This window comes from Brenneria corticis (assembly GCF_003115855.1).
Taxonomy (GTDB): domain Bacteria; phylum Pseudomonadota; class Gammaproteobacteria; order Enterobacterales; family Enterobacteriaceae; genus Brenneria; species Brenneria corticis.
This window is the reverse complement of sequence record NZ_KZ819077.1, coordinates 142,539-165,453: the sequence shown is the minus strand read 5'-3', so window position 1 is coordinate 165,453 and position 22,915 is coordinate 142,539. Positions and strand designations below refer to the sequence as shown.

At 54.5% G+C, this 22,915-nt stretch carries 24 protein-coding genes and 1 tRNA gene; 16 read left to right on the top strand and 9 right to left on the bottom strand.

Going from position 1 to position 22,915, the window contains the following annotated elements:
- Nucleotides 1-112 precede the first annotated feature (112 nt).
- A complete protein-coding gene (locus DDT56_RS10050) occupies nucleotides 113-829 on the top strand; it encodes a sulfite exporter TauE/SafE family protein (protein ID WP_210417005.1) in 717 nt (238 codons plus the stop codon).
- Here the strand turns inward: DDT56_RS10050 and DDT56_RS10045 are convergent, their stop codons facing one another.
- Nucleotides 830-1,729: a LysR family transcriptional regulator gene (locus tag DDT56_RS10045; protein WP_136166307.1), complete on the bottom strand. Its 900-nt coding sequence runs from the start codon at nucleotides 1,727-1,729 to the stop codon at nucleotides 830-832.
- A gap of 132 nt (nucleotides 1,730-1,861) precedes the next feature.
- On the opposite strand from DDT56_RS10045, the gene DDT56_RS10040 reads away from it, so the two are divergent.
- The 7 genes from DDT56_RS10040 to cho all read left to right on the top strand — a co-directional run bounded on the left by DDT56_RS10040 (nucleotide 1,862) and on the right by cho (nucleotide 9,272).
- Entirely contained in the window at nucleotides 1,862-3,211 is a 1,350-nt protein-coding gene (locus DDT56_RS10040) for a cation:proton antiporter (protein WP_136166306.1), read from the top strand.
- Nucleotides 3,212-3,499: 288 nt separating this feature from the next.
- A complete protein-coding gene (locus DDT56_RS10035) occupies nucleotides 3,500-4,339 on the top strand; it encodes a MetQ/NlpA family ABC transporter substrate-binding protein (protein ID WP_136166305.1) in 840 nt (279 codons plus the stop codon).
- A 12-nt stretch (nucleotides 4,340-4,351) separates the two neighbouring features.
- Nucleotides 4,352-5,500: a methionine ABC transporter ATP-binding protein gene (locus tag DDT56_RS10030; protein WP_136166304.1), complete on the top strand. Its 1,149-nt coding sequence runs from the start codon at nucleotides 4,352-4,354 to the stop codon at nucleotides 5,498-5,500.
- Nucleotides 5,481-6,137, top strand: coding sequence for a methionine ABC transporter permease (locus DDT56_RS10025; protein ID WP_136166303.1), 657 nt, complete (start codon nucleotides 5,481-5,483; stop codon nucleotides 6,135-6,137). The genes DDT56_RS10030 and DDT56_RS10025 overlap by 20 nt, the downstream gene beginning before the upstream one ends.
- Nucleotides 6,138-6,142: 5 nt before the next feature.
- On the top strand, nucleotides 6,143-6,571 hold the full coding sequence (locus DDT56_RS24790; RefSeq protein WP_335341471.1) for an ABC transporter permease: 429 nt from the start codon (nucleotides 6,143-6,145) through the stop codon (nucleotides 6,569-6,571).
- Nucleotides 6,568-8,298: a M14 family metallopeptidase gene (locus tag DDT56_RS10015; RefSeq protein ID WP_136166302.1), complete on the top strand. Its 1,731-nt coding sequence runs from the start codon at nucleotides 6,568-6,570 to the stop codon at nucleotides 8,296-8,298. Before DDT56_RS24790 ends, DDT56_RS10015 begins: the two co-directional genes overlap by 4 nt.
- 89 nt (nucleotides 8,299-8,387) lie before the next feature.
- Nucleotides 8,388-9,272: an excinuclease Cho gene (gene cho / locus DDT56_RS10010; protein WP_136166301.1), complete on the top strand. Its 885-nt coding sequence runs from the start codon at nucleotides 8,388-8,390 to the stop codon at nucleotides 9,270-9,272.
- On the opposite strand, the gene DDT56_RS10005 is transcribed toward cho, so the two are convergent.
- Nucleotides 9,250-10,152: a LysR family transcriptional regulator gene (locus DDT56_RS10005; protein ID WP_136166300.1), complete on the bottom strand. Its 903-nt coding sequence runs from the start codon at nucleotides 10,150-10,152 to the stop codon at nucleotides 9,250-9,252. The genes cho and DDT56_RS10005 overlap by 23 nt on opposite strands.
- A 105-nt stretch (nucleotides 10,153-10,257) precedes the next feature.
- Between DDT56_RS10005 and DDT56_RS10000 the strand changes: the two genes are divergently transcribed.
- A complete protein-coding gene (locus DDT56_RS10000; protein ID WP_136166299.1) occupies nucleotides 10,258-10,887 on the top strand; it encodes an NADPH-dependent F420 reductase in 630 nt (209 codons plus the stop codon).
- A 274-nt stretch (nucleotides 10,888-11,161) separates the two neighbouring features.
- A tRNA-Val gene (locus DDT56_RS09995) sits at nucleotides 11,162-11,238 on the top strand.
- Between the two features lie 228 nt (nucleotides 11,239-11,466).
- Here the strand turns inward: DDT56_RS09995 and DDT56_RS09990 are convergent.
- Nucleotides 11,467-12,837: an MATE family efflux transporter gene (locus DDT56_RS09990; protein WP_136166298.1), complete on the bottom strand. Its 1,371-nt coding sequence runs from the start codon at nucleotides 12,835-12,837 to the stop codon at nucleotides 11,467-11,469.
- A gap of 313 nt (nucleotides 12,838-13,150) precedes the next feature.
- Between DDT56_RS09990 and DDT56_RS09985 the strand changes: the two genes are divergently transcribed.
- Nucleotides 13,151-13,786: a riboflavin synthase subunit alpha gene (locus tag DDT56_RS09985; RefSeq protein ID WP_136166297.1), complete on the top strand. Its 636-nt coding sequence runs from the start codon at nucleotides 13,151-13,153 to the stop codon at nucleotides 13,784-13,786.
- Between the two features lie 64 nt (nucleotides 13,787-13,850).
- Here the strand turns inward: DDT56_RS09985 and cfa are convergent, their stop codons facing one another.
- Nucleotides 13,851-15,011 (bottom strand): cyclopropane fatty acyl phospholipid synthase, encoded by a 1,161-nt coding sequence (cfa, locus tag DDT56_RS09980; protein WP_136166296.1) that lies wholly within the window; start codon nucleotides 15,009-15,011, stop codon nucleotides 13,851-13,853.
- 333 nt (nucleotides 15,012-15,344) lie between these two features.
- Nucleotides 15,345-16,376 (bottom strand): HTH-type transcriptional repressor PurR, encoded by a 1,032-nt coding sequence (gene purR, locus DDT56_RS09975; RefSeq protein ID WP_136166295.1) that lies wholly within the window; start codon nucleotides 16,374-16,376, stop codon nucleotides 15,345-15,347.
- Between the two features lie 376 nt (nucleotides 16,377-16,752).
- Between purR and cydH the strand changes: the two genes are divergently transcribed.
- On the top strand, nucleotides 16,753-16,842 hold the full coding sequence (cydH, locus tag DDT56_RS09970; RefSeq protein WP_136166294.1) for a cytochrome bd-I oxidase subunit CydH: 90 nt from the start codon (nucleotides 16,753-16,755) through the stop codon (nucleotides 16,840-16,842).
- A gap of 102 nt (nucleotides 16,843-16,944) precedes the next feature.
- Here the strand turns inward: cydH and DDT56_RS09965 are convergent, their stop codons facing one another.
- The gene (locus DDT56_RS09965) at nucleotides 16,945-17,700 is read right to left on the bottom strand and encodes a C40 family peptidase (protein WP_136166293.1); all 756 of its coding nucleotides are present in this window, start codon (nucleotides 17,698-17,700) and stop codon (nucleotides 16,945-16,947) included.
- Between the two features lie 329 nt (nucleotides 17,701-18,029).
- Between DDT56_RS09965 and DDT56_RS09960 the strand changes: the two genes are divergently transcribed.
- Nucleotides 18,030-18,380 carry a Grx4 family monothiol glutaredoxin gene (locus DDT56_RS09960; RefSeq protein WP_009112939.1) on the top strand — a complete coding sequence of 117 codons (351 nt, stop codon included), beginning with the start codon at nucleotides 18,030-18,032 and terminating at the stop codon, nucleotides 18,378-18,380.
- A gap of 108 nt (nucleotides 18,381-18,488) precedes the next feature.
- Here the strand turns inward: DDT56_RS09960 and rnt are convergent, their stop codons facing one another.
- Both rnt and gloA read right to left on the bottom strand, forming a co-directional pair.
- Nucleotides 18,489-19,160, bottom strand: coding sequence for a ribonuclease T (rnt, locus tag DDT56_RS09955; protein ID WP_136166292.1), 672 nt, complete (start codon nucleotides 19,158-19,160; stop codon nucleotides 18,489-18,491).
- A gap of 110 nt (nucleotides 19,161-19,270) precedes the next feature.
- The gene (gloA, locus tag DDT56_RS09950) at nucleotides 19,271-19,678 is read right to left on the bottom strand and encodes a lactoylglutathione lyase (protein WP_136166291.1); all 408 of its coding nucleotides are present in this window, start codon (nucleotides 19,676-19,678) and stop codon (nucleotides 19,271-19,273) included.
- A gap of 245 nt (nucleotides 19,679-19,923) precedes the next feature.
- Here gloA and DDT56_RS09945 point away from each other — a divergent pair, with 245 nt between their 5' ends.
- Nucleotides 19,924-20,163: a DUF1289 domain-containing protein gene (locus tag DDT56_RS09945; RefSeq protein ID WP_136166290.1), complete on the top strand. Its 240-nt coding sequence runs from the start codon at nucleotides 19,924-19,926 to the stop codon at nucleotides 20,161-20,163.
- Between the two features lie 171 nt (nucleotides 20,164-20,334).
- A complete protein-coding gene (gene slyA / locus DDT56_RS09940; RefSeq protein ID WP_136166289.1) occupies nucleotides 20,335-20,772 on the top strand; it encodes a transcriptional regulator SlyA in 438 nt (145 codons plus the stop codon).
- Between the two features lie 140 nt (nucleotides 20,773-20,912).
- Here the strand turns inward: slyA and DDT56_RS09935 are convergent, their stop codons facing one another.
- Complete coding sequence (locus DDT56_RS09935) at nucleotides 20,913-21,380, bottom strand: outer membrane lipoprotein (RefSeq protein WP_136166288.1); 468 nt, start codon at nucleotides 21,378-21,380, stop codon at nucleotides 20,913-20,915.
- Between the two features lie 341 nt (nucleotides 21,381-21,721).
- Here DDT56_RS09935 and anmK point away from each other — a divergent pair, with 341 nt between their 5' ends.
- The gene (anmK, locus tag DDT56_RS09930) at nucleotides 21,722-22,834 is read left to right on the top strand and encodes an anhydro-N-acetylmuramic acid kinase (RefSeq protein ID WP_136166287.1); all 1,113 of its coding nucleotides are present in this window, start codon (nucleotides 21,722-21,724) and stop codon (nucleotides 22,832-22,834) included.
- Nucleotides 22,835-22,915: the final 81 nt, after the last annotated feature.

Sequence of the window (22,915 nt, the reverse complement as noted above, 5' to 3'; positions counted from 1 at the left end):
ATCAGTTTTTTCTTGATCTATCGTAAGCCAAATACTCATATGCGTGGGCCAATAAAGGAATTTAGCATTGACTTGTTAAGTCAACTTTGGCTGTTTTACATAGGGTAAAAAAGTGGCAATAATAATTTTCATCTTCCTTATTGCTGGTATGGTTAAAGGCGTTATTGGTCTGGGGTTGCCTACTATTGCTATGGGATTATTAACTCTGGTGATGGCGCCAGCGACGGCGGCCGGATTATTAATCATACCGTCGCTGGCAACGAATATTTGGCAATTACTCATCGGTACGGATTTTTTTAGTCTGATAAAACGGTTTTGGACACTGCTGGCGGGGATTTTTGCCGGCACGTTGTTCAGTTTTTTGCCTGAGCTCACTTCTGTTTCCACATGGACCGGACCCGCATTGGGTATGGTATTGCTCGCATACGGTGTCTGGGGGCTGACGGCAAAAAAATTCCCCGATCCCGGGCGGTATGAAAAATGGCTTTCTCCGCTAGTGGGTTATATCACCGGCTGTATAACTGCGGCGACGGGGATCTTCGTTATCCCTGCCGTTCCCTATTTACAATCACTACGGCTAAATAAAAACGATCTTGTACAGGCGCTGGGACTGGCGTTCACCGCCTCCACGTTAGCATTGGCATTACAACTTGCTAAAGGTAGTGAACTTGAACGCATCGATTATTATTTGTCGGCCATCGCTTTAATACCCGCGGTGCTGGGGATGTATCTGGGGCAATATTTGCGCAAGTTTATCAGCGAGTCGTCATTTCGCCGCCTTTTTTTTATCGGGCTTATTATCCTTGGCGGTTATATGGCCATTAAATAATCACTGATGATTGTTTTTATACCCGGAAATAAAATCAACGAACGCCTTAACATAACCAGGAAGCTGGCTGAAACTCCGGGCACAAATAACGAGTTTACGGTTAGCCCAGCTTTCAGACAGGCGAATGATTTTACTGTTATGGTAAGCAGCATAGCGCTCGGCCGCATGCCTGGGGATCACGGCTATACCGACGCCATTATTTACCATCTGGGCAATGGCGTCGAATGTGGCCATACGTACTCGGTAATGGAGACGACGGCCCAGTTTTTTGGCATGCCCGTCAAGATGATCCTGGAGCGCGCTGCCCTCTGTTAAACCGATGAATTCGGCATCCACGATCGCCTCAAAGGAGATGCTTTCCTGATTCTGCCACCGGCCGTCGGCCGGGGTCAGCACGACTAATTCATCATCGCGAAATGGCAGGGATGCAAGGTCGTTCAAGTGGATGGAATCGGCCACTATACCTAAATTTGCCGTCTGGTTTTTAATTGCGGCGACAATCTCATAACTGAGCATTTCTTTGACGGAGACGGTGATGTTCGGTTTGCTCAGTAAATATGGACCCAGCACTTCGGGTAGAAACTCACTTTGCGCCGAAGAGTTGCACAACACATTAATATGTCCGCGCAGCCCTTGACCATATTGATGCATCTCACTGCGCATATGTTCGATCTGGTGCAACACGATATTGGCATGATTAACCAGCGAATAGCCGGCGTTGGTCAGTTTAACGCCGGCCTTTGAACGGCTGAGCAAGGGTACGCCAAGCTCGCTTTCCATACCCCGGATACGTTCGCTGGCCGATTGCAATGTAATATGGGACAGGGCCGCGCCACCGGTGATGCTGCCTGCTTTATAAACATTCAGGAAGAGTCGTAAATCGACAAGATCGAATCTCACGCTTTGTTTGCTCCTCTCCGGTTGCACCTGCGCCCTTGACGATATCATTGGTTATTTCAAACAGATATCCTTTCTTCTTCTCTATTAGGGATCATACTTACCAAATTAGTCAGATCCTAACGAGGAATAAAGATGGGCTTTCTTGGGTGGACCGCCGCAACTGGCGGTTTGCTGCTGCTGATGTCGCTGGCGTCGGGCTGGATCAAGCGCGGCCCGATAACGGTGTTCGCCATCTATCTGCTGGCGGGCGTATTATGCGGGCCATGGGTGTTAAATCTGCTGCGGGTGGACATCGCGCTTCATGCCGAACTGACAAAAAATATCACTGAAATCGCCATGGCCGCTTCGTTGTTTATTACCGGCCTCAAACTAAGGGTGCCGCTAAAAAGCCAGGGTTGGCGCATCGGTCTGCGGCTCGCGTTTCCCGGTATGCTGCTGACGGTCGCCGGAGTGATGCTGGCGGCGCACTTTCTTGCCGGATTCAACTGGCCGCTCTCGTTGGCGTTTGGGGCTATTGTCGCGCCTACCGACCCGGTACTGGCCAGCTTAATCTCGGTCAACGATGCCAGCGATAATGACAATCTGCGCGTCTCACTCTCCAGCGAGGCGGGAATGAATGACGGCAGCGCCCTGCCGCTGCTGATGCTGGCGGTTATGCTGTTGACCACGCAGGGCGGGGTAACGCTGGCGTCGTTCGGCCACTGGGCGCTGGTGGACGTGTTATGGGCCATCACCGCCGGGGTGGGAATCGGCTTGGTCATGGGGCGCTTTGTCGGCCAGTACGCTACGCATCTGCGGCATACCTATCAGGACGTTGCGCCGAACGACTTTCTGGCGCTGGCGCTGATAGCCCTGAGCTATGCCGCTGCGCAGGCGCTGGATGCGTCAGGCTTTCTTGCGGCGTTTGCTGCCGGCGTCGGGCTGCGCCGGGCGGAAATGCGCGTAATCAATCGCCAGCCGGCCGATCAATTTTCCGACGGCGATAACCGTCCTCCCGCAGAGGTGCTGGTCAATCCCCATATACGCCACGAACCGGGCGAGTCCAATCCCACCAGTTCAGTTGGGTTAGTGGTGGGGGATGCCCTGTCGTTTGGCGATATGGTGGAAAGGGTGTTCGCGGCGGGCATTATTATCGTGCTGGGCATCACGCTGGCTCAACACTGGGATCCGGCTGGTTTGCTGATGGCGGCTTTGCTGTTTGTGATTATCCGGCCGCTGTCGGTATGGATTGCCACTGCCGGGATGAAGGTTCAGCGTGAACAGCGCCTTGTGCTGGGGTGGCTGGGAATTCGGGGAATAGGCAGCATTAACTACATCGCCTGGGGCTATACCCATGGACTGGCCGGCGACGAGGTAACCAGAATGGCCGATATGGCCTTTACGCTGATAGTCGCCAGCGTAGTGGTCCACGGTATGTCGGTGACGCCGCTGCTTAACTGGCGGCAGGCCAATATTGCCGCCAGCGCGCACGATAAAGACTGACCGGCAACCGTTCGCTGTCGCCTGAATCGACCGCGCCGGCAACCAGATTTCGCGGCGGGGCGATCACCTTGGCGCCGCCGCTGGTCATCACCGCCGAGCAGGTCAGCAAAGTGAGCCGTGCCGTCTATGACGTAGTGGCGCACGTCGAGAAAGCGGCGAGTCGGCGCTAATAAGACATATATTCAAAATGAATATGTAAAAATATCATTATTACGATATTACCCGCTGGGTATACTCCCATGATGCCTGCGATAACGCAGGCATCTCACTCCTTTTGGGGAATATCGTATGCGCTACCTGATTAATAAATTTTATCAAAAAACATCTCGTGCTCTGTTACTGGCCGCTACGGCGGCAGTGGCGATCGGCGGCGCGGCGGCACCACTGAATGCCGCATGGGCGGCAGATAAAACCACCATTAAAGTCGGCATTATCAGCGGCGAAGATGAGGACGTATGGCGCGAAGTGGTCAAGCAGGCGGCGGCAAAAGGGCTGACGGTAATCCCGGTGGTATTCAATGACTATAATCAGCCAAATGAAGCGCTGCAGAATGGCGAAGTGGATGCCAACGCCTTCCAGCATCAACCCTTTCTCGATAACCAAATCAAAGTGAACCACTACGATATCGTACGCGTCGGCGATACCGCGGTCTGGCCGATCGGCCTCTACTCGAAAAAAGTGAAATCCGCCGCTGAACTGAAGGAAGGGGCGGTAGTCGGCGTGCCTAACGATCCGGCTAACGAAGCGCGCGGCCTGCTTCTGCTGCAGCAGGAAGGCGTTATCAAACTGAAACCAGGCTCCGGAATTTTCGCCACCATCGCGGACGTGACCGAGAACCCGCGTAAGCTGAAAATCAAAGAGCTGGATTCCGGCATTATAGGCCGCTCGGTTCCCGACCTTGATGCCGCCATCGTCAATACCGACTGGGCGCTGAAAAGCGGTCTGACCACCGAAGATCGCATCGCGCAGGAGCCGGTGAAAAACAATCCGTATAACAATTTCATCGCGGTGAAAAAAGAGAACGCCGATGCGCCATGGGTGAAAACGCTGGTCGGTTCTTACCAGAATGACGCGGTGAAAAAAGTATTTGATCAGGTTTATAAAGGCACCGGCATATCAGCCTGGTAAGGATAGCCGGGCATGAGCGCAATTTTTGAATCCACGGCGCCTTTCGGCGTCGGCGCTGACCCGTCCTCCGGCGGAAACCAGGCGCCGGAAGGCGCCTTTCCCGACGGGGACGACGGGTCGGAACCCTTGCGGGACGTGGTGCGTTTGCATCAGGTCAGCCGGCGCTTCGGTAATACCCTGGCGCTGAAATCCGTCTCGCTGACGGTAAAAAAAGGCGAGATACTGGGCATTATCGGCCGCAGCGGGGCGGGGAAATCCACCCTGATCCGCTGTCTCAACGGACTGGAAAAGCCGGATGAGGGGACTATCGAAATCGAAGGGCGGGCGATTACCGCGCTGAGCGAGAAAGCGTTGCAGTCGGTGCGCAGCCGCGTCGGCATGGTGTTTCAGCATTTTAACCTGCTGTCGGCGAAGACGGTTGAGCAGAATATCGCGCTGCCGCTGAAAATTGCCGGTTACGACAAAGCCCGGCGCCGGAAAAGGGTGGCGGAACTGCTGGCGCTGGTCGGCCTTGAAGATAAAGCCGGGGCTTATCCCGCCGAGCTGTCCGGCGGACAAAAACAGCGCGTCGGTATTGCCCGGGCGCTGGCCGCCAGCCCGGCGCTGTTGCTGTGCGATGAGGCCACCTCGGCGCTGGATCCTGAGACCACGCGCGCCATTCTGGCGCTGCTGAAATCCCTCAATCAAAAGCTGGGCATCACCATCTTGTTGATCACTCATGAAATGGAAGTGATCAAAACCGTTGCTCACCGGGTGGCGGTGATTGATGGCGGTGAAATTGTCGAGCAGGGATCGGTATGGCAGGTGTTTGCCCATCCGCAGTCGGCGCTGACGCGCATCCTGCTGCGCGGATTGTTGCCCCAGTTGCCGGAAGGTTTGGCCGCACGCCTGTCGCCGCAGCCTCAGGGGGAGGCCATCTACAGCGTGCAGTATGCCGGCCAGGAGCGGCAGGGTGAAATCCTGACGCGTATGGCGCAGGCGCTGCCCGGCAAGTTTCGCCTGATCCAGGGGGGCGTCGACCATATTCAGCATTATGCCGTGGTCCGTTTCTTCTTTTCGCTGCCGGTCGATGACCCGGCGTCTCAACAACAGGTTCTTGCCTGGTTGCAGCGGCAGCAGGCTCAGGTGGAGTTAAGCGGCTATGTCTCCGGTAATGATTGATCTCTTGCTTAATGCAATTCAGGAAACGCTGATTATGACCTCGGTGTCCGGGCTTATCTCACTGATAGCAGGACTGCCGCTGGGGCTGATTTTGGTGATGACCAGCGCCGGGGGCGTGGCGGAAAACCGCTGGATTAACCGTTCGCTGGGAATGGTAATTAACGGCTTTCGTTCGCTGCCGTTTATTATTCTGCTGGTGGCGCTGATCCCGCTGACGCGTTTTCTGGTGGGCACCTCGCTGGGGACCTGGGCGGCGATTGTGCCGCTTTCCATCACCGCCACGCCCTATTTCGCCCGGGTCGCCGAAGTGTCGCTGCGCGATGTCGATCGCGGATTGATTGATGCGGTGCGGGCCATGGGCGCCGGCAAACTGCGCATTGTCTGGGATGTGCTGATCCCGGAGGCGCTGCCGGGGATCCTGTCCGGGTTTGTGGTAACGCTGGTGGCGCTGATCGGCGCTTCGGCGATGGCGGGCGCCATCGGCGCAGGCGGCCTGGGAGATCTGGCGATTCGCTACGGTTATCAGCGCTTTGAAACCACGGTGATGGTGGCGGTGATTGCCGTACTTATCGTGCTGGTAAGCGGCATTCAATGGCTGGGCGACCGGTTGGTTGCCCGGGTGGATAAGCGCCATTAAATACCATCATTCTGCTGATCGTCTCGCAGTGGCTGCAATATGCCCGTCTCGTACGAGGCTCGGTGCTGACGCTTCGCGAACGTGAGTTCATTCTGTCGGCGCGTGCGATTGGAGTGAAAGACTGGCGCATTATCCTCCTCCAACATCTGCTGCCGAATCTGGTCGGTCCGGTGATCGTGCTGATGACGCTTAACATCGCCAACAATATCCTGCTGGAAAGCAGCCTGACCTTCCTCGGTCTTGGCGTCGATCCGACCATTCCGAGCTGGGGGGGCATGCTGGCCGACGGCCGAACTTATCGCAGACCGCTTGGTGGGTCAGCGTATTTCCAGGGCTTGCCATCCTGCTTACGGTGCTCGGTCTCAACCTGCTGGGAGACTGGCTGCGGGATGATCTCGATCCAACCGGCAGAACCTCAAGGTAATTGGACATGACTTCGATTTTCGAGAAATCCTTCAAGCGCAGCCTCGATCGGCTGATTGAGCGCGCGGTTCCCGGCCACGCCTTCGAGGCCTGGACGTTCGATGACGCAAAGAGCCGCCGTATTGCAGAGCGGCAACTGCATGCCAAGGGCGTCGCCGCGCGTATTCGCAGTGCCTACAAACCGCTGCTTTTCGTTTTTCTGGAAGAGATCGACCTTGACGGCGTCACGGCGATCCGGGTGCGTTATCCGGTGCATAAGCATGCGCCGGCGAACCGGTTTCGGTTGGAAGCCTATCCACTCGCCGCTCTGGTTGGTGACCGGGCGATCGAGTTTATTGCTCGCGAGGATGGCGCATTTTTCTACGATGTGGCGCTTACGCGACACGGAAAGAGCGAAACATTCAAGGTATTGGCGCCGAATCGTGTTCACTCCGATATCGTCGACGAAATCAATGTATCGCCGTGCGGCTGGCTCAGGCTTGCCGGCGAGGAAACGGGCGAGAGGGTAGAGACGGATTACGAGTGCCTTTTCAACGACGTAGTCCAGGCTATCGCCGGCCATGACTGGGGAAACGACGAGCCCTATTTCGAGGAACTTAACGTCCGCGTGGCGCACCCGGCCGGGGACTTCCCGCTTGCCGTCGGCGATGAGGTTGTCAGCCTTCGTGAGGGGCTGCACGAGGATTTCTATTTCTCGCTGCTGGAATTTTTTCAGAAGAAATCAGGCAGGCCCCTTGGAGACCGCGGTTTGAAGCCCGGCCAAATCGTTCCGGAAATCGTTAAAAGCGAGGGGGAAGTGTCGGCTCGGGTCGAAATCCGACCGCTAACAACCACCTTTTTCGATGGCGCGGCCCAGACGATCGATAAGGCGGTTGAACCGCCTGCTGCGCGGCAGATCGCTCAGCTACTCTCCGAGATCGGGGGGGAGGCGTTCCACGCCTGGTCACGATCGGGCCGGATGCTGACGGCCCGCTATATCGCCGGCAGCGACGCGGCGGTCATGATTAGCGGGGGCCAGCATCCGAACGAAACAACCGGCATCGTGGGTGCAATCCGCGCCGCGCGCAAATTGGCGGCAAGACGCAACGCGCATTTCACTATTTCGCCGCTTGAGAATCCGGATGGATATGCGCTCCAGCGGCGCCTGTGCGTCGACAATCCGCGTCATATGCACCATGCCGCCCGTTATACGGCTCTCGGCGACGATTTGGAGTACCGCACCCGCGAGAATGCCGGCGCCTATCTCAACGAGAAGGAAATACGTCTAAAGGCGCAGGAATTGAGCGGGGCGAAGTTGCATGTCAATCTGCACGGCTATCCCTCGCATGAATGGACGCGTCCGCTGTCAGGCTATGTGCCGCGCAATTTCGCCATGTGGACACTGCCCAAGGGGTTCTTTTTGATGGTTCGACACCACAAGGGCTGGGAAGAGCAGGCTGTAACGCTGCTGGACCGCTTGACGCGCCATCTGAGCAGGATACCCGGCCTTCTCGACTACAATAATCGGCAGATTGCACTTTACGAAATCCATGCCGGCGAAACCGGCTTCCAAATCATCAACGGATTCCCCTGCTTGTTCTCCGTGGATGACCGGCATACCGTACCAATAACGCTGATCACCGAGTATCCGGACGAAACGATCTACGGCGAGGATTTTATCGCCGGTCATACCGCACAGATGGAAACCGTCGTGGCCGCCTATGATATATGGCAGACTCTGCGGCCGAATATTTCTTGAAGGAGTCGCTGAATAATCATTTGCTTATCGCCATGTAAAACTTCATTTAACGACGTTATACTGGATAAAAAATCAGTATAGGGGGTTAATTGGCCAGACGTCATACCGCGCCAAGGCTGGAGTTTGAAGCGGCGGCTATTTATCAATACCCGGAGCACCTGCGCCAATGGCTTGATGGTTTACCTTCTTTGCCTGGGGTTTATCTGTTCCACGGCGAGTGTGAAACCATGCCGCTCTACATTGGCAAAAGCGTGAATATTCGCAGCCGGGTGCTTTCGCATTTACGCACCCCGGATGAGGCAGCCATGCTGCGCCAGGCGAGGCGTATCACCTTCATCAGGACCGCCGGAGAAATAGGGGCGTTGTTGCTGGAAGCGCAATTGATTAAAAAGCTGCAACCGCTATTTAATAAACGCCTGCGCCGCAACAAGCAGCTTTGCGCATTGCAGCTTAACGGTGACAAGCCTAAAGTGGTTTACGCCAAAGAGGTGGATTTTGACCGAAAACCGGGTTTATTTGGGCTTTTCGCCAACCGGCGGGCGGCGTTGCAGGCGCTGCAATCCATCGCCGATCAATATCAACTCTGCTATGGGTTATTAGGACTTGAACCATTGAGTCGGGGACGCCCATGCTTTCGTTCGGCGCTGAAGCGTTGCGCCGGCGCCTGCTGCGGCAAAGAAAGCCCGGCCGCTCATCATCAGCGCCTGGTGTCGGCGCTGGAGCATAGCCGAGTGGTGTGCTGGCAGTGGAACGGTCCGATCGCTCTGCGAGAGCAGGGCCCTGATATGGCGCAGTATCATATTATTCACCACTGGCTATGGCTTGGCGCCGTAGACAGCCTGGATAAGGCGGGAGCGTTAATGGTTGCCGCGCCGGGCTTCGACAGCGATGGCTATAAAATCCTCTGTAAGCCCGTCATTAGCGGGGAGTACGAGATTATCGATCTTGGCGTCAGCCCGCTCTTTCAGGACTAAAAGCCGTTCTGAGGGCATTAATAAAACACCTGATTTTGACCGTCTGTTTCCTCGCGGCCGGAACAAGGACGTGCATTGGCCGCGACGGGCCTTCATAGCCGGGGAGAATCCGGATCAGATGCCCTTTACTGATTTCATCGTTCAGTACCGTTTCAGGGCCAAGGGTCACGCCGTACCCTTCAAGCGCCGCATGCATAAGCGCTTTCCAGTCATTCGCTCTGAATCTTCCTTCGGGTCTGACTTCTTCTTTTCTGCCGTCTTTCTGAAAAATCCACCGGCAGGGCATGGATGCCGACCAGTGCCCATAAACCAGACAGGCATGACGATGGAGATCTGCCGGCACCCGTGGCAGACCGTGCCGTTCAATATACGACGGCGAAGCGCATGCGATCAGCCTGTAGGGCGTCAGCGGCCATGCCGCCATTGAACTGTCGGCCAGTTCCCCAATACGGATGATGACTTCAAAATCTTCTTCAATTGGATTAACGATACGATCGCTCAATGTCAGTTCAACCTGAACTTCCGGATAAGAACCAAGGTAACGCGTGATAAAGGGAGAAAGTACGTACGATCCAAAGGTCACGGGCGCATTTACCCTGATGATGCCAGACGGAGTGGCCTTCATATTAAGAACAACCGCATCCGCCTCTTCCGCTTCCGTGAGCACAACCCGGCACCGTTCATAATAGCTGCGTCCGATATCGGTCAGATTCTGCCGCCGCGTTGTGCGGTTAATCAGGAGGGTGCCAAGGTGGGATTCAAGTGCCGCCACATGCTTGGCGACCATTTGCGGCGACATGCCTAACGCGTCCGCCACTGCTGCGAACGACCCCAGCTCCGCGGCTTTCACGAAAATTTTCATGCTGGTCAGCTTATCCATGATTCCCTCCTGTTAGTTGTTTTTAAAACTACAATAATACGATTTATCTTTATCTGAGAGGGAATAATATTAACTTCTCATTGGTACAACGCAGAGGGAGTAAAAATGAAGATAGGCATCATTGGCGCGGGATTTGTCGGCAGAGCCGTCGCCACGCTCGCCATTAACGCAGGGCGTCAGGTCATGCTGAGTAATTCGCGCGGACCTCAGACGCTTTTCAGTCTGCGCTCCATGGTCGGCTGTGACACCGGTACGGCAACCGAAGCCGCCAGATTTGGCGATATCGTCATCATTGCGGTTCCCCTGTCCGCTATTCACACTCTTCCGGCTGATGAGCTCAGGGGAAAACGGGTCATTGACGCCGTTAACTACTATCCCGAACGGGATGGCAACGTGGATATACTGGAGTCCCGGCAGACAACGACCAGTGAACTTCTGGCCGGTTACTTACCCGACGCTAAAATTACCAAAGCATTTAATGCCATCCCCATGACGCAGCTTGAAAGCGATGGGCTCCCTGCGGGTACGCCGGGCAGACGCGCATTGCCGCTTGCAGGCGACGATGAAGAAGGTAAGAAGCTTGCCGCAGCGCTTTACGAATCATTTGGTTTTGATGCCGTCGACGCCGGTCCTCTTGCCGAGGGATGGCGTTTTGAAAGGGGAATGCCTTCCTACTGCGTCCGCATGACTAAAGATGAGCTTGAGGCTGCGCTTTTGGCAGCACAAAGGAACTGATGCTTACGGTTACCGCTTTGGAAATCGAGAGCTTATCTCCACCTCCGACCATTACAAGGCCAGGGCGACCGCGCGTTAATACAGATTTTGTTCCTGAATCAGTCAGATACCGTGGAAAATGATGAAAAAAACCACGGCATGGATAGAAGCGCAGCAATTGCACGCCATTCAGAACAAATTTGCGTTTTTCTCCTTGCCAGCCGTGATATAGCCCGTTAATATTCGTCCCGCTGTCGCCCTGACAGCGCGGCGTTAATGCCGTCAGTATCACAATGCGTTCTTAGCTCAGTTGGTTAGAGCACCACCTTGACATGGTGGGGGTCGATGGTTCGAGTCCATTAGAACGCACCATTTCTTGTTCCATAGATGTCCAGTGACGTCTATCTTTCGTTGAAAAGCCGGGCGGGAAGCTTCAAGCGATTTCGGTGGTTTTTCCTGCGGGGACTTCGGCGACCATTACCGACCGTGCGTAGCGCGCGGGGGCAAAGCCCAGCGTGGCGGGTGAATCCGTGGAGTGCAAGTGATCTGGCCTGCGAGCGCAACCGCGTTGTGGACTCCGGTGGCCTTAACCAGTCCGTATCAGCGCGCGGCGCGCAGCAGGATTTTTTCCGCGGGCTGCCGCTGGAGCCAGCGAATACGGGTGACCATCATGATCGCCGCCGCGGTCAGGCCGATAATAAATCCCCACCAAAAGCCCGCCGGTCCCATCATGGGCACTATATAATCGGTTAGCGCCAGCAGGTAGCCGCTCGGCAGCCCCAGTATCCAATAGGCGGTAAAGGTTATGTAAAAGATCGAGCGGGTGTCTTTATAGCCGCGCAGTACGCCGCTGCCGATAACCTGAATCGCATCGGATATTTGATAAACGGCGGCCAGCAGCATCAACTGCGACGCCATCGCCACCACCGCCGGCTCCTGGTTGTAAAGCAAGGCGATGGGCTCGCGCAGCAGCGTAGTGAAAATTGCGGTGCAGAACGCCAGTACCACGCCGGTCAGCAGTCCCGTATACGATGATATGCGGGCATTATCCACCGAGCCTTCTCCCAGTCGGTGGCCGACGCGTATTGTCGTCGCGATACCCACGGAAAGCGGCAGAACGAACATCAGGGAGCTGAAGTTAAGCGCGATCTGATGACCGGCGACGTCCACCACGCCGAGCGGTAAAACCAGCAGCGCGACGATGGCGAATAAAGTCACTTCAAAGAGCAGCGCCAGCGCAATGGGCAGGCCGAGATTAAACAGGCGCTTCAGCGTGTGCCAGTCCGGTGTGAATCGCTGCGTCGACCTGATATCGCGCAGCCAGACCGCGCGCTTGGTGTAGGCCGCCATCAGCAACAGCATGATCCAGTATACGGACGCCGTCGCCACGCCGCAGCCCACCCCGCCCAGTTCCGGCATACCGAACTTGCCGTGGATGAAAATATAGTTAATGGGGATGTTAATCAGCAAGCCGATAAAACCGATAATCATGCCCGGCAGGGTTTTCGACAGGCCCTCGGACTGGCAGCGTAAAACCTGATAGAACAGGTAGCCAGGCACGCCCCACAGCAGGGCGTGTAAATAGCCGATGGCTTTTTCAACCAGTTCAGGCGAATCATTGTTCATCAGGCGGATAATGTGCTGCCCCTGATAAAGCGCCAGCATGGTCAACAGGGAAACCACCAGCGCCAGAAAGAAGGATTGTCTAACCTGATGCGCGATACGATCGCGGCGGCCGGAACCATTTAACTGGGCAACTACCGGCGTCAGCGCCAGCAATAATCCGTGACCGAACAGGATGGCGGGCAGCCAGATGGAGGTGCCCACGGCAACCGCCGCCATATCGGTCGCGCTGTAGGCGCCGGCCATAATGGTATCAACCACACCCATGGATGTCTGAGACACTTGCGCAATGATGACAGGAACCGCGAGCGCCAATAACTTACGCGTTTCAGACAGGTACTTCTGCACAAACACCTTCCTTGAATTGACCAACCGGATAGCGGGATAATTAAACCTGGATAAAAACAATGGTATTGCCGATAGAGATAAGGTTGATATTGTAGCGACTCGCCGGAAGTAAACCAGCTTGGCCGGCGAAAAATTAGCGGCGGACGACACTGCGGTTAATATGCCCGGCGATGATTGGCAATGCGGTTTGGTTTTCAGCTTCATTTGGGGCACACTGCGTGATAGCGATCTATTTCAACCAGCGATGCGCGCGTCGGCGGTATCGCCCGGCAGTTACTCCTATTCCTTTATATCGTTTTAAGAGGCAAGCCTGATGTTTACCGGTATTGTTCAAGGCACCGCGACGGTGGTGTCCATCGATGAAAAAGCAAATTTTCGTACCCATGTGGTGCAACTTCCGCCCGAATTACTGCCGGGATTGGTTCCCGGCGCGTCGGTGGCCAATAACGGCTGCTGTTTGACGGTAACCTCGGTGGAGGGCGACCGCGTCAGTTTTGATTTGATGAAAGAAACTCTGCGGCTGACCAATCTGGGGGATATTACCCCAGGCGATATCGTCAACCTGGAGCGGGCGGCGAAATATGGCGACGAGATCGGCGGGCATATTATGTCCGGTCATATTATCTGTACGGCGGAAGTGGTGAAAATTCTGGTTTCAGAAAATAACCATCAGATTTGGTTCCGCCTGGCGGACGAATCGCTGATGAAGTATGTGCTGCATAAAGGGTTTATCGGCATTGACGGGATCAGCCTGACGGTTGGCGAAGTTACCCGCAACCGCTTCTGCGTGCATTTGATTCCCGAGACGCTGCACCGCACCACGCTGGGACAGCGGCGCCTGGGGCAGCGGGTGAATATCGAAATTGATCCGCAGACACAGGCGGTGGTAGATACGGTGGAACGGGTTTTGGCCGGCCGACAGGCGTCCGAGCTGCTGCCCGAGGCGTAACGCGTGAATCCGCACCCCTGCCGGTTGGATAAGCGTTCCGGCTTGCGGGGTGCGGTTTGCTATTTTAGCGCGGAACCCGTACGCCGCCTTCGATGCCGTTGATGCTGAACAGTACTTGCCACAGCTGGATATTGCGGGCACGAAACGCGCCGGCGCAGGCATTAAGGTAGTAGCTGAACATACGGCGGAATCGCGCGGAATAGCGATCGGAAATTTCCGGCCAATGCTGCTGAAAACGCTGGTGCCAGGCCATCAGGGTGCGATCGTAATCGGCGCCGAAGTTATGCCAGTCTTCCATCAGCATATAGGGTTCGCTGGCATGGGCGATATGTTGTACGGAAGGAATGCAGCCGTTGGGGAAAATATATTTATTAATCCACGGGTCGACTTCGGAGTTGGTTTTTTTGGCGCCGATGGTGTGCAGTAAAAATAACCCGTCCGGCTTAAGATTTTTACTGACCACCCGGAAATAGGTGTCGTAGTTGCGCGGTCCGACGTGCTCGAACATGCCCACCGAAACCACCCGATCGAATTGCATATCCAGATCGCGATAGTCCTGCAGCAAAATCGTGACGTCCAGATCCTCGCAGCGCTGCTGGGCTAATTTTTGCTGTTCTTTGGAAATAGTGACGCCGCAAACGGAGACGCCGTAGCGGCGCGCGGCGAATTCCGCCAGTCCGCCCCAGCCGCAGCCGATATCCAGCAGCGTCATTCCTGGCTGAAGCTGCAGCTTTTCGCAGATCATCTCCAGTTTGTCTTCCTGCGCCTGCTCCAGGGTGGATGCCTGTTTCCAGTAGCCGCAGGAGTACTGCATATAGGGATCCAGCATCAGCGAAAACAAGTCGTTACCCAGATCGTAGTGCGCTTCGCCGACTATCCAGGCGCGTTTTTTGGATTGCAGATTCATCAGCCGTGCGGCGGCGACGCGCAAAATATCTTTCAGGTGGTGAGGTATTTTTTCTTCCAGTCCGGCGCGTAGTATGCGATGGAAAAAAACGTCCAGCCGCTCACATTCCCACCAGCCATCCATATAGCTTTCACCCAATCCCAATGATCCTTCACGCAATACGCGTTTAAAAAAATCAGGATTCTTGACCTTGATATCAAAAGGGCGGGAACCGTTGATTTTGACATCGGCCATGTCCAGCATTTCACGCACAATCTGGAACCAGGACGTATGATGACGGCCCAGTTCCTCGACATCCTCTACACATGATGAACTCATAACTTCTCCCTACCTTGCTGCTCGCGAAGTACCCGCAAGGAAAGCATAGACAATTATTACCTTTTAAGCGGTGTATCGGTGGGATCACCCATCGTCTACCCTCCGGATATCAGAGGAAAATGAAGAGAAAAAAGCCGGTACGCAAACACGTAGAGGCACTTATCCTTAAGATAAATACGCAAACTCCCTATGCGCTTAACACTCAAAGGATAGTGAATTAAAAATAAATTATGATTGTTGTGCTAAAAACTGCTGATCAGTTTATGACTGCTTCGGCCAAGGTACAAGTATAAATTGGCCGAAGCATTGCCGGCGTGGCGCGCGTTTCCGTTCTCAGGAGTAACGTCGGTAATCGCGGAATGGGCCGTCGGCCACGGAACGACGTTCGATAAGGGTAGGGCGTACCTCTATGGTCTGCGCGTCTTCCCGCTTGCTGGTGATGCGGTCCAGCAACATGGCGAAAGCCGATTGCCCCAGCCGTTCTTTGGGCTGATGGATGGTGGTCAGCGCCGGGGTGAAAAAGCGGGAATGGCGGATATTGTCGTATCCGATAACCGAAATATCCAGGGGAACGCGCAGCCCCAGCTCGTCGGCGGCGCAGATTGCCCCCATGGCCATAATATCTCCGCCGCAGAACACCGCCGTCGGCCGGTGTTTTTGCGCCAGAATCTGATGCATCGCCTTATAGCCGGATTCAGGCTCGAAATCTCCCTGTACGATCCATTCATCGTGAATCTGAATATTGGCGTCTTTCAGCGCTTTTAAAAATCCCAGATAGCGCCCGCTGCCGGTATTCCGTTCCTGAATGCCGGGAATGGCGCCGATATCCCGATGACCGCGCTCTATAAGGTAGCGGCCCGCCATATAGCCGCCCTCAAAGGCGTTATCAATAATGGTATCGGTAAAATCGCTGTGGGCCTGCCCCCAGTCCATAACCACCATCGGAATGTTGCGATAGTCTTTCAGCATGGCGAGCAATTCAGGCGGGTATTCCGCGCACATGACCAGCAATCCATCGACGCGTTTTTGTGCCAGCATGGAAAGATAGGCGCGCTGTTTATCGAGGTTGTTATGTGAGTTACACAAAATCAGCGTGTAACCTTTGGCGTAACAGCTGTTTTCGACGGCTTCAATGATTTCAGCGAAGTAGGGGGCTTCGCTCGAGGTCGCCAGCAAACCAATGGATTTGGTGTGATTGACTTTAAGGCTGCGGGCGACGGCACTGGGTGAATAGTGTAATTCCTTGATTGCCGTCCTGACGGCGGCCCTGGTCTCTTCGGCGACGAAACGTGTTTTGTTGATCACGTGCGATACGGTTGTGGTAGAAACGCCAGCACGTTTTGCCACATCTTTGATCGTTGCCATGTAAAAATGACTCCTGAACCGACTTATTACAGTCGTAAGTATATTGTTAATCGTTTGCCTGCGTTTAATGTTCTCTTTCCAGATAAAAAACAGGATTTCAGAAGGAGAATGCCGAATGTTACACCTGAAGGGGCAAGGCTGGCGTTTTTCGACCAATACGCGGCGTGTCGTCAAACAGCGAATTTTGTCCGATTTGCCACGAAAGTGGAAGCGGTAATTTATACTATTAGCGAGACGCCGGTATGAGATTTTTTTCTCAAACTATGGAAGACTGTCAATCGTTATATGCGGTTTTACCCTGAAGTTTGGTTGAATCTTCCCAGGACGGTCGATACTTTCTGCTGATATTGGTGTGCGCAAAAATAAGGAGACGCCTATGGATTCTGACCTGAAGTTGTCGTTGTTGACCACCATTGGTGCGTTGGCAATGATCATCGTATTTAGTTTTGCCGCCGTACTGAATTAACCGGCCCTTGGCCGTGGCTCTTTTTCATCCTCGCGGACAGGTTTTAAGCGTAAAACCTGTCCGCATTCTTTGCTTTGCGCGCAGGCGTTGACCCCGAACCGGTTAGCGAATGGTCTGGGGAGTGACCACGCGGCGTGCGCCGACATAGTGCTCTCGCCAGTAATCCTCGCTCAATTTACTGATACGGATATCCGCGCCGCTACGCGGTGACTGAATGAATTTTCCCTCTCCCAGATAAACCCCGACGTGATCGGCCGCGCCGCGCTTGTTGATGCGAAAGAACACCAGGTCGCCGCTTTCCAGCTCGTTTTTGTTAATCGGCGCCGCGTCGCGCAGGTGGTACATTTCATTCGCCGTGCGCGGGATAGGGATTTTAACCACGTCTTTATAGGCGTAATAAACCAGACCGCTGCAGTCAAAGCCGGTGAAGGGCGATGCGCCCCCCCAGCGATAAGGTTTGCCCATCTGGCCCATCAGCTTATTCATCGCCGTTAATTTGGCGTGTTGATAGCGTTTTTTATGCGTCTCGCTCAGCGCCGGTCCTTTTCCCGTTTTGTCCTGCCGCGCGGCTTTGGTTTTGGAACGGGCGGAGTAAAGCCGGTGGCGGGTTTCCGATGGCAATTTTTTAAGGTTTTTTTTAACCAGCGCCGGCGTACTGCTCGTCGTTCTTGACGACGCCTGCCGCCGTTGATGCCTGGCGGCGCGGGGGGGGTTAGCGTTATCGGCGGCGGCATTGGCTTGCGCGCCGTTCACCGCGGATTTTTGCGGCGCCAAATTCGGCGTATAAGGCGCCGCCTGCGCTAAATTCATCAACAGGGGGCTGAAACATAATATTAAAAGGCCGGTAAATAAGCGCATGATGCAACGATCGGTAATAGTCCTTAAATCGCCAATGGCGCACAGTATTCCCGAAAACGGCATTATAAAACAGTGGGAATATAGCCTTTCTTCATACAAAATAGTGAAAAAAAGTTAATGGTGGTTTTTTCGGTGGATTTATCGTCACTGCCGCGCTGAATTTCATCCCCCAAGGCCCGTGTCGCGGCGAAAATATACCCACATAAAAAATAGCGTTTTTTTGTGGCTGCCGCCCTCGGTACAATATCATTGAGTGGATGGCGCCGTAATGGCTCATCTGATTTAATGAAATGACGTTAGCCATCCTATAGGTTTGAGGAAGCAAGAGAATGACGACAACGACAATTGAAAAGATTCAGCGCCAGATCGCTGAAAACCCGATTCTGCTGTATATGAAAGGTTCACCTAAACTGCCAAGCTGCGGATTTTCCGCCCAGGCGGTACAGGCGTTGTCTGCTTGTGGCGAACGTTTCGCCTATGTCGACATCCTGCAGAACCCGGATATCCGCGCCGAGTTGCCCAAGTATGCCAACTGGCCGACTTTTCCCCAACTGTGGGTCGACGGTGAGCTGGTCGGCGGCTGCGACATCATTATTGAAATGTACCAGCGCGGCGAGCTGCAGCCGCTGATTAAAGAGACGGCGGATAAATACAAATCCCAGCAGCAGGATCAGGAATAAGCTCGCCGGGAGTCGTGTATAAGCGCGATGCCTGCCGTATGACGAAATCTGCCGTATAACGAAAAGAGAGGGGAGCGAAAGCCGCCCTCTCTTTTTTTTTCAGCGGGCTTAGCTTGCCGCGGAGGCGGCGGTCGCTTGATTTTCATCCAACGCGATCGGCCATCCGCCCATGCGCTTCCAGCGGTTGACCAGTTCACAGAAGAGCTGCGCCGTCTGATTGGTGTCGTAGAGGGCGGAATGCGCCTGGCTGGAATCAAAAGCGATACCCGCGGCGAGGCAGGCTTTGGCAAGCACGGTTTGTCCCAGAACCAGCCCGCTGAGCGCGGCGGTGTCGAAGGTGGCGAAAGGGTGAAAGGGATTGCGTTTCAGGCTGCAGCGCTCGGCGGCGGCCATGATAAAGCCGTGATCAAAGGTCGCGTTATGCGCCACGATAATGGCCCGGTTGCAACCCTGATCTTTTATTCCCTTGCGTACGACCTTGAAGATTTCATGCAGGGCTTCATATTCGCTGACTGCGCCGCGTAACGGGTTGCCGGGATCGATGCCGTTAAACGCCAGGGCCGCGGGTTCCAATACTGCGCCCTCAAAAGGCTCAATGTGGAAATGTAGGGTTTCATCCGGCTGCAACCAACCATCGGCGTCCATTTTTAATGTTATCGCTGCGACTTCCAGCAAGGCATCGGTTTTGGCGTTAAACCCGGCGGTTTCAACATCGATCACCACCGGGTAAAACCCGCGGAAACGACCGCTCAGGGCGTTCAGGTCATTATTATCAGCCATTAGTCTCTTAATCTTTAGCAAAATACAGCGCGTATTATGGCAAATTTTGGCGAGAGATGCAGTATGCGCGGGAGTCCGGCAGGCGCCAATCGGGCGCCCGCCGAGATTGATTAATTGCCGAGCCCCTGGCCGGATTGGGATTTTTCTATCAGCTCGATTTTATAACCGTCCGGATCTTCAACGAACGCAATGATCGTGGTGCCGCCTTTTACCGGACCGGCTTCGCGGGTCACATTTCCGCCCGCTTTGCGGATGCGATCGCAGGTGGCGGCCACGTCGTCCACCCCCAGGGCGATATGGCCATACGCATTCCCCAGATCGTAACGCTCCACGCCCCAGTTATAAGTCAGCTCGATGACCGCGCCTTCGCTTTCCTCGGTATAACCGACGAATGCCAGGGTATATTTATACTCCGCGTTTTCACTGGTGCGCAGCAGGCGCATACCCAACACGTTGGTATAAAAGTCGATAGAGCGTTGTAAATCACCAACACGCAGCATGGTGTGAAGTAGGCGCATAATTTTAATTTCCTCGGTTGGCTACCGTGATGCACGGCAGCATGGCGAAAAAAAGCTAACGAATGAGAAGTATAGCGTTGTAGATATGCCGAGTCCAAGCCATTGCCGACCAGGCAAAACGCTGACGTAGGAAAATCCCCTTAAATTACAAAGGCTATCTAATTATTTCACCTGTTACTGTCAGCAAAGACTTGCCAGAGAGCGCGATCGGGGCTTCAATAAACGGGGTAGTAGAAGGAGGCGCGGTGCCTGAGCAACTTGAACTCTTTGCTGTTCCCAATCCTTGCCGTGGCGTTTGTCAGTCTGATGAGCGAGGTTTTTGCCGCGGTTGTTTTCGCAGCCGCGATGAGCGTTTCGCCTGGGGGCAGATGAGCGACATGCAGAAACAGGAGGTGCTGCGTTTGTGCCGGCAGCGAATGAAACGCCAGTTGCGCAGCGGGAAATCAGAGCCGCCCGCGGAGTCGCGGCAGCCGTCTTTATTTTAACGCTATCTAAACGGTCACTTAATAAAATAAGTCTGAGATCATTTCTACCACCCGTTTATTTGGTAGAATCTCATTTTATAAAATAATAAAAATCATTTTCCCCATTTTTATAAATCAGAGTTGATTGCAATCCAGGGATATAACTTAGCATGCTAATTATAAGGAGAGTTTATGGAATTGCCATTAGGATCTGATTTAGCCCGTTTGGTGCGAGTTTGGCGCGCGCTAATTGATCATCGGCTAAAACCGCTGGAACTGACGCAAACGCATTGGGTGACGCTACATAATATTTACCATCTTCCGCCCGGTCAGTCGCAGATTCAACTGGCGAAAGCGATAGGGATCGAACAGCCTTCATTGGTTCGAACGTTGGATCAACTGGAAGATAAGGGTTTGATTACCAGACATGTGTGCTCACACGACAGACGCGCCAAGCTTATAATGCTTACCGAAGCCGCGGAACCGATCATACAAGCAGTCAATGATGTAGTGAGTCACACTCGTAACGAAATTCTATTCGGCATCACCCCTGAACAGGTCGATGAATTGGCCTTGCTGATTTCGCGTTTGGAAAAAAATATACTGGCGTTGCATGAGGGCCAGTCTTAGTTAATCTTTGAACGCTGTCTTTGCGGCAGGAAAAATAGATTTTGGCGTTTTGCCGGTTGTATTTTTGCTGAATTTTTAACAATAACGTAATAATTATTGATGGTAATCACCACCGTGCGGGTGGTGATTATGGTCATGAATTAGCGAGGGGAGACGGTAATACTGCGGCCGTTGCTGGCCATCGCCACACGTTGCCCGGCGCTGAATCTGGTGTCGCCTTGTTTTTGAACCACCATAATGGTGCTGCCGTCATCCTTACGGATTTCCAGTTCCACCCCTTGAGTCCGGTTTAGCGCGCCCGTAGCGCTTTGGCCGGCTACGCCGCCCGCAACCGCGCCTGCGGCAGTTGCCAGACTACGGCCGGATCCCCCTCCGACGGTGTTGCCCAAAAAGCCCCCCAAAACCGCACCGCCAAGCGCGCCGATGATGTTGGAGTCCTCACCCGCCTGAATTTGTATCGGACGCGTTGATACGATGGTGCCGTAGGTGACGGTTTGCACCTGCTTGGCTTCGGATGCGCTGTAAACATCTCCTGAAAGCGTACTGGTATTGGCACAACCAGCCAGGGTGATACCAGCTAGGGTAACCACAAGCAAACGCTTCATCATAATAAATACTCCTGTAATGGCGATATGTCGGGTTGGCTCAGCCTCGGCCGACGATGGTATACGGTTAAATTATGGTCTGGCTTAATGTTCCATTCCACTCTTTTTACTCTTTTTTGCAGAATATAATAGTGTCTTTAAATTGATGGTAAACGGAGAGGAAAATTTGCCATCCCGGTTTTTGCTATACTGCGCCTCATCACCTGGCCACTTTTTTAACAAAAATTCAACCGCGATAACAAAACATAAAAAATATAATAATTCAGTGCTTTAAAATGCTATTTTTACCCTTGGCCCATGTTTAATTGTTAGTTTTCTTTACCCTGCGGGGAAAAGGTCATGAAATGAGATCAGGCAGATATATTGGTGTGATGTCGGGCACCAGCCTCGACGGTATTGACGTGGTGATGGCGGCTATCGATGAGTACACCGTTGCGCAGCAGGCCAGCTATTGCCACCCGCTGCCGCAGGATATCAAAAAGGCCGTTCTGGGCATGTGCCAGGGACAGCAGGTCACGCTGTCCGCGCTCGGGCAGTTGGATACCCGCCTGGGGATCCTGTTCGCCGAGGCGGTACTGGCATTGCTTAAAGAGACGGGGGTGAATGCGCGGGATATCACCGCTATCGGCTGTCACGGGCAGACCGTCTGGCATGAGCCGAACGGCGAGGCGGGCTGTACGCTGCAAATCGGCGATAACAACCGCATTGCCGCCATGACCGGCATTACCACCGTGGGCGATTTTCGCCGCCGCGATCTGGCCTACGGCGGGCAGGGGGCGCCTCTGGTGCCGGCGTTTCATCATGCCTTGCTGCAGCACCCGACCGAGCGCCGCATCGTACTCAATATCGGGGGCATCGCCAATTTGTCGCTGCTGTTTCCGGGGGCCGCGGTGCGCGGCTACGATAGCGGTCCGGGAAATATGTTACTGGATGCCTGGAGCTGGCGTCATTGCGCGCAACCCTATGATAAAGACGCCAAATGGGCGATGACGGGGCAGGTTGACCCTCTGTTGCTGCGGCGGATGATGGCCGATCCCTATTTTTCCCGGACGGCGCCGAAAAGTACCGGTCGTGAATACTTCAATTTGGGCTGGCTGGAGAAAAAACTGGCCGGGCTGCCGCCGATCCCGGCTCAGGACGTTCAGGCCACGCTGGTTGAACTCACTGCCGTGAGTATTGCCGATCAGGTCCTGTTGGCCGGCGGCTGTGAACGATTATTGGTGTGCGGCGGCGGCGCCCGGAATCCGCTGATTATGGCGCGGCTTTCGGCCATGTTGCCCGGTATTGAAGTCGGCCCGACGGATGAATTCGGCGTCAGCGGCGATGATATGGAAGCGCTGGCGTTCGCCTGGCTGGCTTCCCGCACGCTATCCGGTTTGCCGGGAAATCTGCCGTCCGTGACCGGCGCCAGCCGGGAAACGGTGCTGGGGGCGATTTATCCCGCCGCGATCGACTAATCGGATTTTGCTGAGATTTCATCGACCGGCCTGTTGCTACACTGAGTGCGGTGAAAGCGTCGATGGCATCCGCGCGACGCG

Bases quoted from the DNA above. Each gene is read 5' to 3' on its own strand.
- cfa (WP_136166296.1), bottom strand. From the start codon at position 15,011: ATGAGTTCATCATGTGTAGAGGATGTCGAGGAACTGGGCCGTCATCAT.
- anmK (WP_136166287.1), top strand. From the start codon at position 21,722: ATGAGATCAGGCAGATATATTGGTGTGATGTCGGGCACCAGCCTCGAC.
- DDT56_RS10030 (WP_136166304.1), top strand. From the start codon at position 4,352: ATGAGCGCAATTTTTGAATCCACGGCGCCTTTCGGCGTCGGCGCTGAC.
- DDT56_RS09985 (WP_136166297.1), top strand. From the start codon at position 13,151: ATGTTTACCGGTATTGTTCAAGGCACCGCGACGGTGGTGTCCATCGAT.
- DDT56_RS10025 (WP_136166303.1), top strand. From the start codon at position 5,481: ATGTCTCCGGTAATGATTGATCTCTTGCTTAATGCAATTCAGGAAACG.
- DDT56_RS10005 (WP_136166300.1), bottom strand. From the start codon at position 10,152: ATGGATAAGCTGACCAGCATGAAAATTTTCGTGAAAGCCGCGGAGCTG.
- DDT56_RS10015 (WP_136166302.1), top strand. From the start codon at position 6,568: ATGACTTCGATTTTCGAGAAATCCTTCAAGCGCAGCCTCGATCGGCTG.
- DDT56_RS09960 (WP_009112939.1), top strand. From the start codon at position 18,030: ATGACGACAACGACAATTGAAAAGATTCAGCGCCAGATCGCTGAAAAC.
- DDT56_RS09965 (WP_136166293.1), bottom strand. From the start codon at position 17,700: ATGCGCTTATTTACCGGCCTTTTAATATTATGTTTCAGCCCCCTGTTG.
- purR (WP_136166295.1), bottom strand. From the start codon at position 16,376: ATGGCAACGATCAAAGATGTGGCAAAACGTGCTGGCGTTTCTACCACA.
- cydH (WP_136166294.1), top strand. From the start codon at position 16,753: ATGGATTCTGACCTGAAGTTGTCGTTGTTGACCACCATTGGTGCGTTG.
- slyA (WP_136166289.1), top strand. From the start codon at position 20,335: ATGGAATTGCCATTAGGATCTGATTTAGCCCGTTTGGTGCGAGTTTGG.
- gloA (WP_136166291.1), bottom strand. From the start codon at position 19,678: ATGCGCCTACTTCACACCATGCTGCGTGTTGGTGATTTACAACGCTCT.
- DDT56_RS10000 (WP_136166299.1), top strand. From the start codon at position 10,258: ATGAAGATAGGCATCATTGGCGCGGGATTTGTCGGCAGAGCCGTCGCC.
- DDT56_RS09935 (WP_136166288.1), bottom strand. From the start codon at position 21,380: ATGATGAAGCGTTTGCTTGTGGTTACCCTAGCTGGTATCACCCTGGCT.
- DDT56_RS10035 (WP_136166305.1), top strand. From the start codon at position 3,500: ATGCGCTACCTGATTAATAAATTTTATCAAAAAACATCTCGTGCTCTG.
- DDT56_RS10040 (WP_136166306.1), top strand. From the start codon at position 1,862: ATGGGCTTTCTTGGGTGGACCGCCGCAACTGGCGGTTTGCTGCTGCTG.
- rnt (WP_136166292.1), bottom strand. From the start codon at position 19,160: ATGGCTGATAATAATGACCTGAACGCCCTGAGCGGTCGTTTCCGCGGG.